This window comes from Cohnella xylanilytica (assembly GCF_014212175.1).
Taxonomy (GTDB): domain Bacteria; phylum Bacillota; class Bacilli; order Paenibacillales; family Paenibacillaceae; genus Cohnella; species Cohnella xylanilytica.
On sequence record NZ_JACJVR010000050.1, the window covers coordinates 25,641 to 41,663 of the forward strand.

Sequence of the window (16,023 nt, forward strand, 5' to 3'; positions counted from 1 at the left end):
CATAAAAGGGATAATACTAGCGGGTGGTAATGGGACAAGGTTATACCCATTGACACGTGGCGTATCTAAACAACTTTTGCCAGTTTATGATAAACCGATGATTTACTATCCCCTATCGGTATTGATGTTAGCAGGAATAAGAGATATATTAATCATTTCAACCCCAAGAGATTTACCTAGATTTGAAGCCATTTTTGGCAATGGCGAAACACTCGGTCTTAATATTAATTATGCATCTCAACCTAGCCCAGAGGGAGTAGCCCAAGCTTTTCATATAGGTAGTTCTTTCATTGGCAGCGATCGTGTCGCACTTATTCTTGGCGATAACATCTTTTACGGTCAGGGACTTACAACCCTTTTAGAGTCTGCTGTCAACCGAACAGAGGGAGCAACCATTTTTGGTTATAAAGTTAAAGATCCTTCTAGATTTGGAGTCGTTGAGTGTAATGAAAGAAATGTTGCATTATCTATTGAAGAAAAACCTTCAATTCCCAAATCAAATATTGCTGTTACGGGGCTTTATTTTTACGATAATGAAGTAGTAGATATTGCATCAAATATAAAGCCCTCTTTAAGGGGCGAATATGAAATTACATCAATAAACCAAGTTTATCTCCTTAAGAAACGGCTTTTCGTGGAGATGTTAGGGAGAGGTTTTGCTTGGTTAGACGCTGGGACGCATGACTCTTTGCTTGAAGCTTCACAGTTTATTGAAACCATTGAGAATCGACAGGGGTTTAAAATTGCTTGTCTGGAGGAAATTGCATATAATAAACGCTTTATTAATGAAGATCAATTATACAATCTGGGGCAAGAATTAAGGAATAGTGATTATGGTCAGTATATTCTCAATCTTGTTAATAGAGTAGGGGCCGGGGCCATAATATGACAAAAAAAATCGAAGAACAGATATATCTCGTTACAGGCGGTGCAGGCTTTATTGGGTCGAATTTTATTCGATATATGATAAATAATTATTCGCATATTCATATAATTAACTTAGATAAGATGACATATGCAGCTGACCAAGAAAATTTATGTGATGTGAAGAAGAACGGCCGATATCAATTTATACAAGGGGATATTTGTAATAGGGCTCTAATAGATACAGTTTTTAACGAATATGATATTGCTGGAGTCTTTCACTTCGCCGCCGAATCACATGTTGATAACTCGATAGAAGACCCTGGAGAGTTTTTTCAAACCAATGTAATTGGTACGTATCAAGTAATAGACGCCGCAAGGAAAAAATGGATGTCGAGTCCCTTTGTAATAAAGCCAAAGTATTCAAACTGTAGATTTTTGCATGTCTCAACAGACGAGGTTTTCGGTACACTTGGAGATGAGGGGTTGTTTAAAGAGAATAGTCCATATTCCCCTAATAGTCCCTATAGCGCTAGCAAAGCGGGGGCTGATTTTGTGGTGAGAAGTTATCATAGCACTTTTGGTCTTAATGTAGTAACCACTAATTGTTCTAATAATTATGGTCCATATCAACATGATGAAAAGTTAATTCCCACAATTATTCGAAAAGCCATCAATGGGGAAAAAATACCTATTTATGGAGATGGTAAGAACATCAGAGATTGGTTGTTTGTAGAGGACCATTGTAAAGCGATTGATTTAGTATTCAATAAATCTGTAGCAGGTGAAACCTATAATATTGGTGGGTTTTGTGAGCTAACGAATATTGAAATTGCATATAAAATTTGTGATATCATGGATAAGTTAATGCCAAGGGGTACTTTATTAGGAAGTCATCGTGATTTGATAACTTATGTAACCGATCGTCCCGGTCATGATAAAAGGTATGCAATTGATTCTTCGAAAATAATGAGAGAATTAGGATGGAAACCTCAAGAAAACATTGAAGATGGTTTGATGAGAACTATTAGATGGTATCTCTCGAAATATAAAGCGAAAAACGAAGTAGGTGTTATCTAGTGATACACTCATTATTAGAAGCATCAAAGTATGATCAACAGGCTAGAGGAACTCTTGTTGTATTAGAAGAGCAGGAGACTATACCCTTCCAAATTAAGCGTGTCTTTTATATATATGGCGTTCAAAACAAGGAAATTCGAAGAGGTGGACATGCTCATTACAAAACGCGACAAGCACTCATAGCAATCACTGGTTCTTGTTCAATTTCGTTAATGATTGGGGATAAGGAATATCAGGTAGAGCTTAATAAACCAGATCGAATTTTGCTAGTTGAACCAGACTATTGGCATGAAATGTACGATTTTTCTGAGGATTGTATTCTTCTTGTTCTGGCTTCTGAACCTTATCAAAGTAATGATTACATACATGATTTTAAAGAATATAAATCGCACTATCAGGATGGGGACTGAAATTATGGGAGAAGTAAAGGATTTGATACCCTTTTTAGATTTGAAAAAAGTAAATTTAACATATAAGGATGAGTTTATTCGCTCATTTACAAATTTTCTTGATTCTGGGAATTATATACTAGATGAGCAGGTGAATTTATTTGAGCAAGAATTTGCTAAGTTTTGTGGCACAAAGTACTGTATAGGAGTTGCAAATGCCCTTGATGGATTGACAATCATTCTTAAAGCAATGGGGATTGGATGTGAAGATGAAGTAATTGTTCCTTCGAATACATATATTGCGACAATTTTGGCGATCTCTAATTGCGGCGCAACCCCCATATTGGTGGAACCAGATATTAAAACCTATAACATTGATCCTCAAAATATAGAAAAAGCAATCACCAAAAGAACCAAAGCAATATTAGTTGTTCACTTATATGGGCAATGTTGCAATATGGATCCTATTGTTGATATAGCTAATAAATATTCTTTAAAGGTTATCGAGGATGCTGCCCAAGCCCATGGCGCTCGGTACAAAGGAAAGAGAGTTGGAAATCTGAGCGATGCGGCAGCCTTTAGTTTCTATCCCAGTAAAAATCTGGGTGGGCTTGGGGATGGAGGAGCCATTTGTACTAGTAACGAAGAATTAGCACAAACAATAAGAGCTCTTCGTAATTACGGATCGAATGTTCGATATTATAACAAATATAAAGGTTTGAACAGTCGGTTGGACGAGCTTCAAGCTGCTTTTTTGCGTATTAAACTTCAATCACTTGATTTTGACAATAGCAAGAGGAGAGCCATTGCTGAGTTTTATTCAAAGAGTATAAAAAATCAATCGATTGTATTGCCGTCCGTAGAAGGTGATCCCGAAAGCCATGTTTGGCACCTATACGTTATTCGAAGTGAGTGTCGGGATAGTCTGCAGGAATATCTCTATAATAAAGGGATACAAACAGTAATTCATTATCCTCTGCCTCCCCATAAGCAGGAAGCATACTTTGAATGGAATCATTGTACTTTTTCTATATCAGAGAGGATTCATTCAGAGGTTCTTAGCCTTCCGATTAGTCCTGTTATGCTTGAAGAAGAATATTCTGCTATCGTTGAAGTGATAAATCACTTTCAATAGCAAAGGAAGTTGAAACGATGTTAAAGAAGTTAGAGATAGAGCGTAAATTACTAGGAACAGAGTTAACACGCCGCAATTTATTGAAAATACCTCACAAGTCTGAGTTGCCTACAGTACAAATTCAAGTGCTAAGGAATTTTCCCTTCGAGTACATTGGGAATATCTTGCACCCTTTCTTTCATATATGGGGGAAGGAAATAGAGATAAAGTATTCAGATTATGACGCTTCCTTGTCACAAATTAATGAAGTCGAAGAATGTGATCTTTTCATACTGTGGATTGATTGGCGATTGTATTTGCAGAAAAAACGACCTGATCAAGTAATTGGTTGGATTGAAGAAAGATTAATTTCCTTAAGGAGAAAAACAAATTCCAATATTTTAATTAATAATTGGCCGGAATATATAGATCCTAGAGATGAGTTGTACCTTGGCCGAAACGGACAAAGAACACAATTAGTATCCTTAAATCATTATTTAAACAACTTAGCAGAAAAAATACCGGGACTCTATATTATTGATCTTGCATACAAAATAAAAGGTCATCAACCTGTGTTGGATTCTAGAAATGATGAAATTAGTGGATATCCTTTTGTTGACTCCTTCTCGATATCAGTAGCTCAATTTTTGGGGTGCCAGTTGATTCCATCGGTATTAAATTATCGTATTAAAGCACTGATATTAGATTTGGATAATACGTTGTACTGGGGAGTTCTGGCTGAGGATGGCGTAGATGGGGTGCAACTATCCAAAGGGCATATTTTACTACAGGAGTTGCTTTTAGAACTGAAGAACAAAGGATTACTACTTGCTATATGTAGTAAAAATGAAGAGGAGGATGTAATTAATTTCATTCAAAATCATAAAAGCTTTAAACTCAAAGCAAAAGATTTTGCTGTAATTAAAGCAAATTGGAAATCAAAAAACGAAAATATTGTAGATATCAGTAGGCTGTTGAATATAGATATTTCAAGTATGCTGTTTATTGATGATAATCCAAGCGAGTTGCTTCAAGCGCACAATGAACTTCCTGGGCTTCTATTGTTATTAGCGGGAGAGTCTGGTGAGTTGACTCGAGATAATATTGTTAATTATCCAGGAATACTCCAAGTATACGAAGATGTTATTGCCTCAGAACGAACCTTAGATATTCAGGCCAACATACAAAGAGAAAAAATACGGAACTCAGCTAATAGTCAGTTTGATTATCTTTCAAGCCTTGGTATGCAAATTACTTTTTCAATAAATAATGAGGGACATGCTAAAAGACTCTATGAACTAAGTCAAAAAACGAATCAATTCAATTTGGCATTTAAAAGATTTTCTGAAAAAGAAATTTGGGAAATATTTAACAGCGATAAATATGTGGTGGTAACGGTTGGTCTTTCAGATAATCTTACGAATAGTGGGATAATTGGAGCAATCGTTTGTCACTATGAAAAAGAAAGTGCTCAACTAATAGAGGTTATTTTTAGTTGTAGGGCATTGGGAAGAGAAGTTGAAACAATATCCTTATTTTATCTATTACAATATTTGAAAACCCACGGGGTACATCAACTGAATATTCATAAAGTGAAGGGGCCCAAAAATACACCTGCGCTAAACTGGTTTGATCGAGTTATAGGCCATTCCACAATTCTTGATGAGTTGTTAGTAAAAGTCGAAAAACTAACAAAAAATATTCCATGTAAAGTGATGGTGGAGGAATTATGAACAAAAGTACTGCTATAAAAGAAATAATGGCAGAGTTATTGAATTGTGATGTAGAGAATGCTGAAACAATAGCAAGAGATAGTTGCTCTGAATGGGATTCGTTTAAACATTTAGAATTAATGTTAACTATTGAAGAGCATTTTAAGATCAAATTTGATATTGAGCAAATTAATAAGGCTATTGATTTTTATTCCATACTTGAATTAGTACAGGGTGTCGAAAATGAAGCATGATTTAAAGGTTGAGAAATTTGGTGTTAGATTACGACCAGTGGATATAAAAGATGCTGCGTTTATCTTAAAACTGAGAACGAGTCAGGAATTCTCAAAATATATTGGAGATACATCCAGTAATATAGAAAATCAAATAGCGTGGCTGAGGAGTTATCTTCAAAGAGAGAATGACTTTTATTTTTGTATAGAGACTCATTTTAATGAACCAATTGGAACAATTGGCTTATACAATATAACCTCAAGTGAAGCTGAATGGGGAAGATGGATAGTATATCCGGGGTCTTTAGCAGCACCAGCAAGTGCTTATCTTATATATTATATTGCATTCGAAATAATTAAATTAGATAGGGTGTACTGTAAAACAGTTAGCGAAAATGAAAAAGTAATATCCTTTCATAGAAGTTGTGGACTTAAGCAAGTCGGTTTTGAAGAAAATGCAGTTACAATTAACAATCAGAAGTACTCATTGATTATACAATCATTAGAAAAAGAGCAGTGGAGCGATATGGCAAAGAAATTAGAAAGAATTTCAACCATCATAGGAAGATGATGATTTGAGGGGGGAACTATTTGCAATACTCAGATGAGAGAGATTTCAAACTTCATCATATAGGACTCGCATGTAGAGATTTAAGAGTTGAATTGGATTTGCATTTGAAACTTGGTTTTACAATTGAAGGGGATAAATTTCATGACCCAATACAAAAAATAAATGGAATATTCATCACGAATAGTGGAACTAGGATTGAACTTATTGAGCCGGCGTCTACTGAGTCTCCATTAGAGAATATACTATCGCGGGGCATTAAGATGTATCATCAGTGCTTTGAATGCAAAAATTTGGATAAGTCTATTGAGCTCCTTAAATCATATGGTGGGATTGTTGCATCACCGCCATCGCCAGCTGTAGCGTTTGACAAAAGAAGAATTGCTTTTCTAATGATGAAAACAAAAATGCTTGTTGAATTAATAGAAGCCAACCAACTTTGCGAGGGATTCTAATGACTAGTGGTACGGGCATACGATCAATCACCTTTTTTTACCCGAGTCATGTCATTGGAGGGACAGAGTTCCTATTTATACGAATGGCAGAGGCTCTATCCGACTTGGGTTATATTGTTTACATAATAGACTACGAAAATGGTTTTTTGAAAACAAATTGTAAAAATGGAAAGGTTAATTTTATTAAATATCAAGAATCAGAGAAAACACTACTTGATTTTGATACACATCTTATCAGTCCATTGTCCTTCTTGAGAAAGGTACAACACGATCTAATTTGTTGCTCAGATGTAAGATTATTCTTTTGGTGTATACATCCACATAATTTATTGTGGACATTTCATCTCTGGGAGTATTTCAAACATTTAAATAGTAATGCTATTCACAATTTATTGAAAAGTATTTTTCCGCAATCTATGGCTCCAACATTAAATGTTATTCGTTATCTGCATGATAATAACGGGTTGGCCTTCATGGATTATCCTAATTATCAAACCAACTCAAGAGCTTTTGGATTTACTGCCACCTCTCCTAATTATTTGCCAATTCCTATAATCTCAAAGAAAAGACAGAATGTTATTCAGAGTAAAAGGGGTAACTTTCCAATCAAAATAGTTTGGCTTGGAAGGTTATGCGTAGATAAAACGCCGCCATTGCTGAAAATAATGAAAGATGCAAATAGATATGCCGAGAAATATGGAACTCCTCTGGATTTTTATGTAATTGGAGATGGCGAATATAGACCGCAAGTAGAAGATCTCCCTCTAAGTCCATTAGTGAATCGAATTATGTTAGGAACATTGGTAAGGGAAGAATTGGATTCGTGCTTAGTTGATGTGGATATTGCGTTTGCTACTGGTACCTCTTGCTTGGAAACGGCTCAATTAGGTATTCCTTCAATTCTAATTGACCCATCATTCAGTCCAGTTCCAGATAATTATAGATACACTTGGTTGTCAAATGTAGAAGGTTATTCACTTGGTAATTTAGTTAACGAAATTGATCAGTTTAAGGGGTTGTCATTTTCCGAAGTGATTGATCAATATGAGGACTATGGCCCCCAAATAGGAAAGGACTGTTATGAATATGTACAATCCAATCATACGATTGGAGTTGTTACTGAAAAGTTACTACACTTTTTAGAGCATAATGCGGTTGAATTTATTGAGTTTATTAATCTTAAAGATTACAAAAGGATAAAGCAAAAAAATAGGTTTTCCAACATGTTGAATCATCTTTTTTTCAAAGTTGAGCATGGAGACTTTGATTTAAAGGAATATTTAGAACGGATTGAGGAAACATGGAATCAAAAAGGATGTTTACGCATTGCAATTTATGGAGGTGGAGAGCACACAAAGCGTCTTTTAAATAAATATGATTTTCCGCATAGTGAAATAATTGGTGTAATTGATAGTAATGAGAATAAATGGGGGAAGAGACTCTCTCAGTTTTCCATTATGTCTATTGAGGATGCATTTGCCAAAGGAACACAACTAATTCTAATTTCCTCAAGAGCATTTGAGTCCACAATTTATAATGAACATAAAGAAGCTTGTTTGAAAAATGGTGTGGAGCTCGTTCGGCTGTATAAGGATTCTGTTGATGACAAAGAGGATAGTATTTTTCATAGTCTCTATCAAGAAGGATGATAAATATTGAAGGTAGAGGTAGTATTATTTGGCGCCTCGCAAAAAGGTACTAGAGCATTGCCGTTTCTTAAAGAGAAGTATAAAGTTGTTGCTTTTAGCGATAATGATAGTGAAAAATGGGGTGATAAGATTGAAGATATTTCAATTATTTCTCCAAAGGAAATGCTCCATTTGGTTGAAAAAAAGAATGTGCTGGTTGTAATCACTAGTTCGTATTACGATGAAATTTATTCTGATCTTCATCAACTTGGCGTGTCAAATAGTATTCTCGATGAACAGAAAAATGTTGACTGTTATTTTAATTCTGTAATTGAAGCCGAGAAGCTAGGGATCTCTATAATGCATTCAAATTCTAAAGTAATTATTTCGCGAGAGGAGTTAAAGCAGAGCATTGTTTTATCGATTAATAATATAAATCCTTATCTTTATGACACTGTCACGAATTTTGAATACTTAATTAATTCAGTATTGCCTGTTACGATAGGGGAAAAAAAGATTGTTGACTTTTCTGCACCTAGGGAACATATGCTTACCAAGATTAATACATCGTTTTATTTTAGCTCGATTATAGAAGGTGTAGAACCGCTAGAGCTTTATTTATTTAAATATCGTCCAAAACCGGGTGATATTGTGTTCGACTGTGGAGCATATTGCGGTGTATCAACATATTTATTTTCTAAAATGGTAGGAGCAAGTGGGAAAGTTTTTGCATTCGAGCCAGATCAACAAAATTACGAGATGTTAATCAAAAATATACAAAATTTAAATATGAAAAATGTAATTCCAATTAACAAAGGGATATACTCGGCAAATACAGAGATTAGTTTTTATTCCGAGGGAGGGTCATCTTCTGCAGCTGTAGAATACTCAAACCAAAGTGGAAGATCGTTTTTATCGAAAATTAACGTGGTTACACTGGAAACGGCTTTTAATGAGCTAGGTCTAAACAGGTTGGATTTTGTGAAGATGGATATCGAAGGGGCGGAAATAGAAGCTATTTCTGGATCTCTAACGTTTTTGAGAGAGAAGGCAATAAATTTCGCAATAGCTAGTTACCATTGTATTAATGGGCAATATACGTTTCCTAAACTTGAGGAGCTATTTTCTATAATCAACTATAAAGTCGAGACGGGTTTTAATCCTCATTTTACAACTTGGGCATATAAGAACCATTGGATGGATATGACTCAGAATTAGTATTAATAACTAGACAAAAAGAGGTGCTAACATTGGGGATCCTTGAGGAACTTAAGTATAAGAAGCTAGTTGTGTTTGGGACAGGAAGCTATCAGAGGTTCTTCGATAGCATTGCAAGAAACTACTTGGAATATTCTTATTATGTGGATAACGATAAAGAAAAACAAGGGAAAATGTATAGTGGAAAAGTAGTAGCTCCTCCCACAAATTTAATAGGGGAGAATAAAAGCAAAGTGTTAATTATTATAGCTTCTAGTTTCTTTACAGAAATATCACTACAATTAAAAAGGATGGGTTTTATAGAACATTTGCATTTTAAAAGTGCAAGTGAAGTGTTACTCTCCCTATACATAGAAAAAAGAAATGAACTTGACTATTTTTATCGTAAGTCCATTATGGATTTTTATTTGCTTGATGATGACATGGAAGATAATTTTATTCCTATGGTCGGTAAAACGGTACCATACTCACTTACTTTAACAAATGCAAAATATAATTTGTATAAATCAGTAGAGTATATTGTGAAAAATAATCTTCCCGGTGATTTTGTTGAATGTGGCGTTTGGCATGGAGGCAGTGCTATGATTATGGCTTTGTCGCTTATAGAATTTGGCGATACATCTAGAAGAATCTATCTTTATGACACTTATGATGAAATGCCTGACCCAACGGAGAAAGATGTATCTTGGAATGGGACGAGTTTATTTAGGGATGACTGGAATGAATTGGGTGAAGTGGATTTCAAGAAAAATTATTCCACAGAAGACAACGTCTTACAACAGTTATATAGCACAGGTTACCCAAGAGATAAAATAATAACAGTAAAGGGGAAAGTAGAAGAGACAATTCCGCAAACTGTACCTGGAAATATTGCGCTCCTTAGACTAGATACTGATTGGTATGTGCCAACCTACCATCAGTTCGTTCATTTGTATCCGCTACTAGTTCAAAAGGGAGTTCTTATTGTTGATGATTATGGAGTTCTAAGAGGTGCACGAGAAGCTACAGATCAGTACTTTGAAGAAAACAATATAAATATTTTGATGACAAAAGTAAATATGTCTGTTCGATTTGCGATAAAGATTTAAATTCAAATAATTTGAAAAAGGGGGGGACCCCCTTTATTTATTTCTGAAGCTAATCGCGTTTAAATATAGGACGAGTAGTTTTTAATATATTTTGGAGGAATGATCGGTGTTAAATGAGGTTCTAGATACAATATCAGATCATCATACTCTATTTGAAAATAAGAAAATAGTAATTTTTGGTACAGGTAGAGCTGGGAAAAACGTATTTGCTGCTCTACGGTTATTATATTTCGAAATAAATTATTTTGTGGATAACGATCAGACTAAACAGGGCACAGTACTCTTTGGAACAAGAGTTGAAAGTCCTACTAAACTCGTAGAAGAAGATAAGAGTAATGTAATCATTGTTATAGCGAGTATGTACTATTATGAAATATCTAAGCAATTGACCGATTTGGGATATGTTGAAAAGGAGAATTATTTTTCTCTAATCAGAAAAAACGATTTAAAGCCTAACGAATCGACTCGGAATAATAGAATAATAAATGGTATCTCAATTGGAAAGTATAGCTATGGTGTTGAAAAACATTGTTTTCAGGGGTCGTTACTACAAAGTGTAGGAGCTTTTTGTTCAATTAATGAAAATGTGTTAATAGGTATGATAAACCATCCACACTCACTAATAAGTACACACCCATTTTTGTATAAGAACAAAAACATACTCGGAGGACATGAAAATGTTCCACTGGGCCTGTTAGATGAATATGGGGTGGAATTTGTTGATGAAGTAAGCAATTCGAAAAATGGCCGGATTTATATAGGGAATGACGTTTTAATAAGTGCAGGAGTGATAATTCTCCCCGGTGTGACTATTGGAAATGGAGCAATTATTGCTGCTGGTGCTGTTGTTAATAAAGATGTTCCTGATTATGCAGTTGTAGCCGGAGTTCCAGCCAAGTTAATTAAGTATCGTTTTAGTTCGGAGGAGATAGAAATTTTAAATAGAGTAAAATGGTGGGACTGGAGTGATGGGAAAATAGCAGAGCGAGCTCCCTATCTTAAATCCCCACGATTGTTTTTTTCTAAATTCTCTGTGGATTCACAAGAATGGGAGCATGTTTGATCATGTTTAGAAGACAATATATTACATGTTAAATCCTTTTGGGTAGGTAAAAGCAATTATTATTCTTTAACCTATAAGAAGTGCTGTAAATAATAGCTAAATGTTGGAAGGGAATTGATGGACTATGACGACCGGCCAACAGGCTTTAATGCCCGAATACATGCGCGATTTCAAATGCATTGGAGCAGCTTGCGAGGATACTTGCTGTGCAGGCTGGAGAGTGAGTGTCGATCGGCAGACTTTGGAGAAGTACAAGAAGGTCTCGCATTCCGGATTACGCAAGAAGTTTAAATCCGAGATTACGATCAATCCGGCCAACGAGAGAACGCCAGACCATTTTGCCAGAATGAATATCAACCAAGCAACGGGTAATTGCGGATTTTTAACCGATGGAATGTGTTCGATCCAGGCTGCGTTGGGAGAAGATTATTTATCTGAAACATGCGCGACTTATCCGCGGGTTGTTAACATGGTGAACGGTGTTCAGGAAGTTTCCACCGAATTGTCCTGCCCGGAAGCGGCTAGAGTCGCTTTGTTGAACCCTGCCGGAATCCAATTTTCCTATGAACCAAAGTTGACCTGGCGTAACCTCCAAATCAGTTCGAAGTTCGCTACTCAAAATACGACAAACCCGTTGGCCAATTCGTTCTGGGAGATCCGCATTGCGGCCATTCGGATTATGCAGGACCGCCGTTATCGGCTAGAGCACCGCTTTATGAAGCTGGCCGTTCTGGCGGATCAAATTGAAGAGTTAAGGGCTCATAAACAAGAACGTAGCATCTCCGGCTTCATCGAGAATTTTCTGGCTGAGTTGGAACAAGGAAGCGAACTGAATCAAGAAGCTGTTTTTCCGGCTGATCCTGAGTTTCAGTTAAAGCTCCTTAACAGGATCCTTCTGAGCATTCTGGAGAAGAAGCTTTGGAATAATCGCAGATATGGTGAATGTTTGAGTGATTACCTTGCTGGCATGCAAGAGGATAATGGTCAAAATATCGTCGAACTCACTCCATATTTCGAGAATATTAAAGAACGGTACTATAAACCTTTTATCGAAGAGTACGAATACATATTCGAGAATTATATCGTGAACTATATATATTCTACGGCCTTCCCATTAACCAACAACCGAAGTTTCTTTGAAAATACGTGTTACCTCGGAATTATCTATTCGCTGCTTCGGACGCAGCTTATCGGAATGTCCGCCCATCATGGCGGCATTAGCGTTGATCTTGTCGTGAAGCTGATCCAATCGTTCACCAAAAATTTCGAACATATGCAAGGCTTCCGACAGATGGTTCTCGATATTTGCGAGGAAGAACAAGTGAACGCCTTAGGTCCGCTGTCCCTGGTCGTGATGGTACATTCTTCATGAATACGGCATACATGCGGACGGATGCGTCAACTTTGATCGGTACGGGACACGTGATGCGCTGTCTGACTCTGGCCGATAGCCTTCGCGAGCACGGCGTTGATTCTATCTTCGTCTGCAGGAGGCTTTCGGGTCACCTTGGCGAATATATTCGAACCAAGGGTTATTCTGTCGAATGGATCGAGTCGAAGAATGACCAATTTCGTCCAGAGGAAGACGCGATATCCACGAAGGCGATTTTGGAAAAAGCGGCCCAACCGGTCGACTGGCTCATTGTCGACCATTATGGAATCGACCGCATGTGGGAAGCTAAGGTGGGGCCATTGGCTGGTAGACTTCTCGTTATCGACGATCTCGCCAACCGCCCGCACAAGTGTGACATCCTCGTCGACCAGAACGCCTACGATCGAATGGAGACGCGATACGTCGAGCTGGTTCCGCCCGGTTGCGTGCAACTGCTAGGTCCCCGCTGTTTGCTGCTTCGCCCGACCTTCTACGAAGCGAGAAGGTCTCTGAGAATGAGAGACGGCATCGTGAAAAAATTGCTTGTCTTCTTCGGCGGAAGCGACCCGACGAACGAGACGGCCAAGGCGCTCCGGGCGTTGGCTCAGTGGCCCGGCGGTGCCCCTCCTTTTCATACGGAAGTGGTCGTCGGTTCCTCGAATCCGTTCCGGCAAGAGATCGCCTCGCTGTGCGCCCGGATCCCCCATACGATGCTGCACGTTCAGGCGGAGAATATGGCGGAGCTCATCTCGCAAGCCGACTACGCGCTCGGAGCGGGGGGAGTCGCCATGTGGGAGCGTTGTTACTTGGGACTGCCGTCGGCCGTTACGGTGGTGGCGGACAACCAAGCGGCTAGCGTGCGATACGCTGCACAGCAGGGCGCCGTGACTTTTACGGGAAACGGCGCTGACTCGAACGAGACGGTCTACGCTGAAGCGATCAGCCGAGCTTTGGAGTCGCCGCAGGCTCTAACTGAAATGACGCATAAGGCGTTTAATCTGACCGCGAGCGATCCTCTAAGAATGGAAAGTCCGATCATAGCGACCATGATGCAGATGATGAACGAAGATACAACTAGCTAGGAGAGTGTACGACTTGAATATCCTGCTCACCGGCGGGGCCGGTTTTATCGGGAGATGGGTGGCCAAGCGGCTGCTCGACGACGGGCATTCCGTCTGGATTCTGGACGATCTGTCTAATGGCAGGGAAGCGAATATCGCGGAATTCCGGAACCATTCAGGCCTCAAGGAATTCATCCGCGGATCAATATTGGATGAGCCCTTGCTAACGGAATTGTTCGACCGGTACGCCTTCGATATCTGCTACCACCTCGGAGCCTCGATTAACGTCCAGGACTCGATCGACGATCCCCGCACCACGTTCAACAACGACACCGCGGGTACCTTCTACATCCTGGAACAATGCCGCAAGCATAACGTGAAGGTCGTTTTCATGAGTACCTGCATGGTTTATGACCGATGCACGGACGAGACGGGCATTACGGAAGAACATCCGGTGAAGCCGGCCTCCCCGTATGCGGGAGCGAAGATCGGTGCCGAGAATATGGTTCTCTCCTATTTCCACGCCTATGGACTGCCGACGGTCGTCATTCGCCCGTTCAATACATACGGTCCCTATCAGAAAACGGGGGGAGAAGGCGGCGTCGTCGCTATCTTCATCAAGAACGAACTCGATGGCAAGATATTGTCGATTTATGGCGAAGGCACGCAGACCCGGGATCTCTTGTATGTGGAGGATTGTGCGCGGTTTGTAGTCGAAGCGGGATATTCGGAGCAGGTGAATGGACAAATCGTAAACGCGGGCTTAGGGCGGGACATCTCGATTAATGACTTGGCGCTGCTTATTGCAGGGGATCGTGACCGGATTCGGCACGTCGAGCACATCCATCCGCAGAGTGAGATTCAGAAGCTGCTCTGCAACTCCGCCAAGGCCAAGCGTCTTCTCGGTTGGGAGCCCCGGGTGTCTCTGGAGGAGGGGATCCGACGGACAAGGGAATGGATCTCATCGGGAGGACTCGGTTAATGGACAACTTCGATCCGAAGAATCCGATCCGTACCTCTATGCTCCCGTACGGCAGCCAATGGCTGGACGACGAAGATCGCGAAGCGGTCATGAAGGTGCTGCGCGGTGACTTCATCACGCAAGGTCCCGCTATCGCTGCCTTCGAGCAGGCGATCGCAGAGCACGTGGGCGCCCGGTACGCAGTCGCCTTCTCGAACGGCACGGCCGCCCTGCATGGCGCCTGCTTCGCGGCTGGCATCGGACCGGGCGACGAGGTCATCACCTCGCCCATCACTTTCCTGGCCAGCAGCAACTGCGTGCTGTACCAGGGCGGCAAGCCGGTTTTCGCCGACATCGACCCTCATACCTACAACATCGATCCGGACCGGGTGGAGGAGCGGATTACATCAAGGACGCGGGCGATCATACCCGTCGATTTCACCGGCCAGCCGGCCGAGATGGACCGGATCATGGCTCTGGCGGAGAAACACAACCTTGTCGTCATCGAGGACGCCGCCCACTCTCTTGGGGCTTCTTACAAGGGACGTAAAGTAGGTTCCATTGCCCACATGACCATGTTCAGCTTCCACCCGGTCAAGCATATCACGACCGGCGAGGGCGGCATGATCGTAACGGACGACGAGGAATATTACCGCAAACTTCTGCTTTTCCGCAATCACGGCATGACCCGCAATCCGGAGGAGCTCGAACGGAATGATGGCCCCTGGTACTACGAGATGCACGCGCTTGGTTTCAACTATCGGATGACCGACCTTCAGGCCGCTCTGGGCTCTTCGCAGCTTCGCAAGCTGGATCGATTCGTCCAACAGAGGCGGGACATTGCGCGAACGTATAATGAAGCCTTTGAAGGGATTCCGGGTCTCGTCATGCCGAAGCAGCATCCAGACGCCGATTCAAGTTGGCATCTTTATGTACTTCGATGGGAGACCGAGAACTTCCGCGCTACTCGCCGGGAGATCTTCGAGGGTCTACGGGCTCAGAATATCGGCGTCAACGTTCACTACATCCCGGTTTACAGACAGCCTTATTACAAGGGGCTGGGCTACTCGGCGGAAGGCTGTCCGAATGCGGAGCAGTATTACGAGACGGCGATCTCGCTGCCGATTTTTCCTCGAATGACGGCGGATGACGTGAGAGATGTCATTCAAGCGGTCACCCAAACAACAAAACAGCTGCGCGAGAGAGGATAATCAGAT

16 protein-coding genes are annotated in these 16,023 nt (G+C 40.2%); all 16 read left to right on the top strand.

Annotated features, from left to right (window positions below; genetic code table 11):
• Window position 1: 1 nt before the first annotated feature.
• The 16 genes from rfbA to pseC all read left to right on the top strand — a co-directional run bounded on the left by rfbA (window position 2) and on the right by pseC (window position 16,017).
• On the top strand, window positions 2-889 hold the full coding sequence (gene rfbA / locus H7B90_RS12420; protein ID WP_185136240.1) for a glucose-1-phosphate thymidylyltransferase RfbA: 888 nt from the start codon (window positions 2-4) through the stop codon (window positions 887-889).
• Window positions 886-1,944: a dTDP-glucose 4,6-dehydratase gene (rfbB, locus tag H7B90_RS12425; RefSeq protein WP_185136200.1), complete on the top strand. Its 1,059-nt coding sequence runs from the start codon at window positions 886-888 to the stop codon at window positions 1,942-1,944. The genes rfbA and rfbB overlap by 4 nt, the downstream gene beginning before the upstream one ends.
• Window positions 1,944-2,354 carry a sugar 3,4-ketoisomerase gene (locus tag H7B90_RS12430; protein WP_311772719.1) on the top strand — a complete coding sequence of 137 codons (411 nt, stop codon included), beginning with the start codon at window positions 1,944-1,946 and terminating at the stop codon, window positions 2,352-2,354. The genes rfbB and H7B90_RS12430 overlap by 1 nt, the downstream gene beginning before the upstream one ends.
• A gap of 4 nt (window positions 2,355-2,358) precedes the next feature.
• The gene (locus H7B90_RS12435; RefSeq protein ID WP_260410979.1) at window positions 2,359-3,468 is read left to right on the top strand and encodes a DegT/DnrJ/EryC1/StrS family aminotransferase; all 1,110 of its coding nucleotides are present in this window, start codon (window positions 2,359-2,361) and stop codon (window positions 3,466-3,468) included.
• Window positions 3,469-3,485: 17 nt separating this feature from the next.
• Complete coding sequence (locus H7B90_RS12440; RefSeq protein ID WP_185136201.1) at window positions 3,486-5,180, top strand: HAD-IIIC family phosphatase; 1,695 nt, start codon at window positions 3,486-3,488, stop codon at window positions 5,178-5,180.
• A complete protein-coding gene (locus tag H7B90_RS12445) occupies window positions 5,177-5,413 on the top strand; it encodes an acyl carrier protein (RefSeq protein ID WP_185136202.1) in 237 nt (78 codons plus the stop codon). Before H7B90_RS12440 ends, H7B90_RS12445 begins: the two co-directional genes overlap by 4 nt.
• Window positions 5,403-5,963 (top strand): GNAT family N-acetyltransferase, encoded by a 561-nt coding sequence (locus tag H7B90_RS12450; RefSeq protein ID WP_185136203.1) that lies wholly within the window; start codon window positions 5,403-5,405, stop codon window positions 5,961-5,963. Before H7B90_RS12445 ends, H7B90_RS12450 begins: the two co-directional genes overlap by 11 nt.
• Before the next feature lie 20 nt (window positions 5,964-5,983).
• On the top strand, window positions 5,984-6,415 hold the full coding sequence (locus H7B90_RS12455) for a VOC family protein (protein ID WP_185136204.1): 432 nt from the start codon (window positions 5,984-5,986) through the stop codon (window positions 6,413-6,415).
• Window positions 6,415-8,064, top strand: a complete 1,650-nt coding sequence (locus H7B90_RS12460; protein ID WP_185136205.1) for a glycosyltransferase family protein — start codon at window positions 6,415-6,417, stop codon at window positions 8,062-8,064. Before H7B90_RS12455 ends, H7B90_RS12460 begins: the two co-directional genes overlap by 1 nt.
• A 6-nt stretch (window positions 8,065-8,070) precedes the next feature.
• The gene (locus H7B90_RS12465) at window positions 8,071-9,261 is read left to right on the top strand and encodes an FkbM family methyltransferase (protein WP_185136206.1); all 1,191 of its coding nucleotides are present in this window, start codon (window positions 8,071-8,073) and stop codon (window positions 9,259-9,261) included.
• A 32-nt stretch (window positions 9,262-9,293) separates the two neighbouring features.
• On the top strand, window positions 9,294-10,349 hold the full coding sequence (locus H7B90_RS12470) for a TylF/MycF/NovP-related O-methyltransferase (protein ID WP_185136207.1): 1,056 nt from the start codon (window positions 9,294-9,296) through the stop codon (window positions 10,347-10,349).
• A gap of 106 nt (window positions 10,350-10,455) precedes the next feature.
• A complete protein-coding gene (locus H7B90_RS33395; protein WP_311772720.1) occupies window positions 10,456-11,412 on the top strand; it encodes a CatB-related O-acetyltransferase in 957 nt (318 codons plus the stop codon).
• 124 nt (window positions 11,413-11,536) lie between these two features.
• On the top strand, window positions 11,537-12,784 hold the full coding sequence (gene fliB, locus H7B90_RS12480) for a flagellin lysine-N-methylase (protein ID WP_185136208.1): 1,248 nt from the start codon (window positions 11,537-11,539) through the stop codon (window positions 12,782-12,784).
• An 11-nt stretch (window positions 12,785-12,795) separates the two neighbouring features.
• Complete coding sequence (gene pseG / locus H7B90_RS12485; RefSeq protein WP_260410989.1) at window positions 12,796-13,866, top strand: UDP-2,4-diacetamido-2,4,6-trideoxy-beta-L-altropyranose hydrolase; 1,071 nt, start codon at window positions 12,796-12,798, stop codon at window positions 13,864-13,866.
• 13 nt (window positions 13,867-13,879) lie between these two features.
• Window positions 13,880-14,827, top strand: coding sequence for a dTDP-glucose 4,6-dehydratase (locus tag H7B90_RS12490; RefSeq protein WP_185136210.1), 948 nt, complete (start codon window positions 13,880-13,882; stop codon window positions 14,825-14,827).
• Window positions 14,827-16,017 carry a UDP-4-amino-4,6-dideoxy-N-acetyl-beta-L-altrosamine transaminase gene (pseC, locus tag H7B90_RS12495; protein WP_185136211.1) on the top strand — a complete coding sequence of 397 codons (1,191 nt, stop codon included), beginning with the start codon at window positions 14,827-14,829 and terminating at the stop codon, window positions 16,015-16,017. The genes H7B90_RS12490 and pseC overlap by 1 nt, the downstream gene beginning before the upstream one ends.
• The last annotated feature ends 6 nt before the right edge of the window (window positions 16,018-16,023 follow it).

What these genes read in the sequence shown, in the direction of transcription:
- rfbB (WP_185136200.1), top strand. Translation starts at nt 886, where the DNA reads ATGACAAAAAAAATCGAAGAACAGATATATCTCGTTACAGGCGGTGCA.
- H7B90_RS12435 (WP_260410979.1), top strand. Translation starts at nt 2,359, where the DNA reads ATGGGAGAAGTAAAGGATTTGATACCCTTTTTAGATTTGAAAAAAGTA.
- H7B90_RS12440 (WP_185136201.1), top strand. Translation starts at nt 3,486, where the DNA reads ATGTTAAAGAAGTTAGAGATAGAGCGTAAATTACTAGGAACAGAGTTA.
- H7B90_RS12445 (WP_185136202.1), top strand. Translation starts at nt 5,177, where the DNA reads ATGAACAAAAGTACTGCTATAAAAGAAATAATGGCAGAGTTATTGAAT.
- H7B90_RS12450 (WP_185136203.1), top strand. Translation starts at nt 5,403, where the DNA reads ATGAAGCATGATTTAAAGGTTGAGAAATTTGGTGTTAGATTACGACCA.
- H7B90_RS12460 (WP_185136205.1), top strand. Translation starts at nt 6,415, where the DNA reads ATGACTAGTGGTACGGGCATACGATCAATCACCTTTTTTTACCCGAGT.
- fliB (WP_185136208.1), top strand. Translation starts at nt 11,537, where the DNA reads ATGACGACCGGCCAACAGGCTTTAATGCCCGAATACATGCGCGATTTC.
- pseG (WP_260410989.1), top strand. Translation starts at nt 12,796, where the DNA reads ATGCGGACGGATGCGTCAACTTTGATCGGTACGGGACACGTGATGCGC.
- pseC (WP_185136211.1), top strand. Translation starts at nt 14,827, where the DNA reads ATGGACAACTTCGATCCGAAGAATCCGATCCGTACCTCTATGCTCCCG.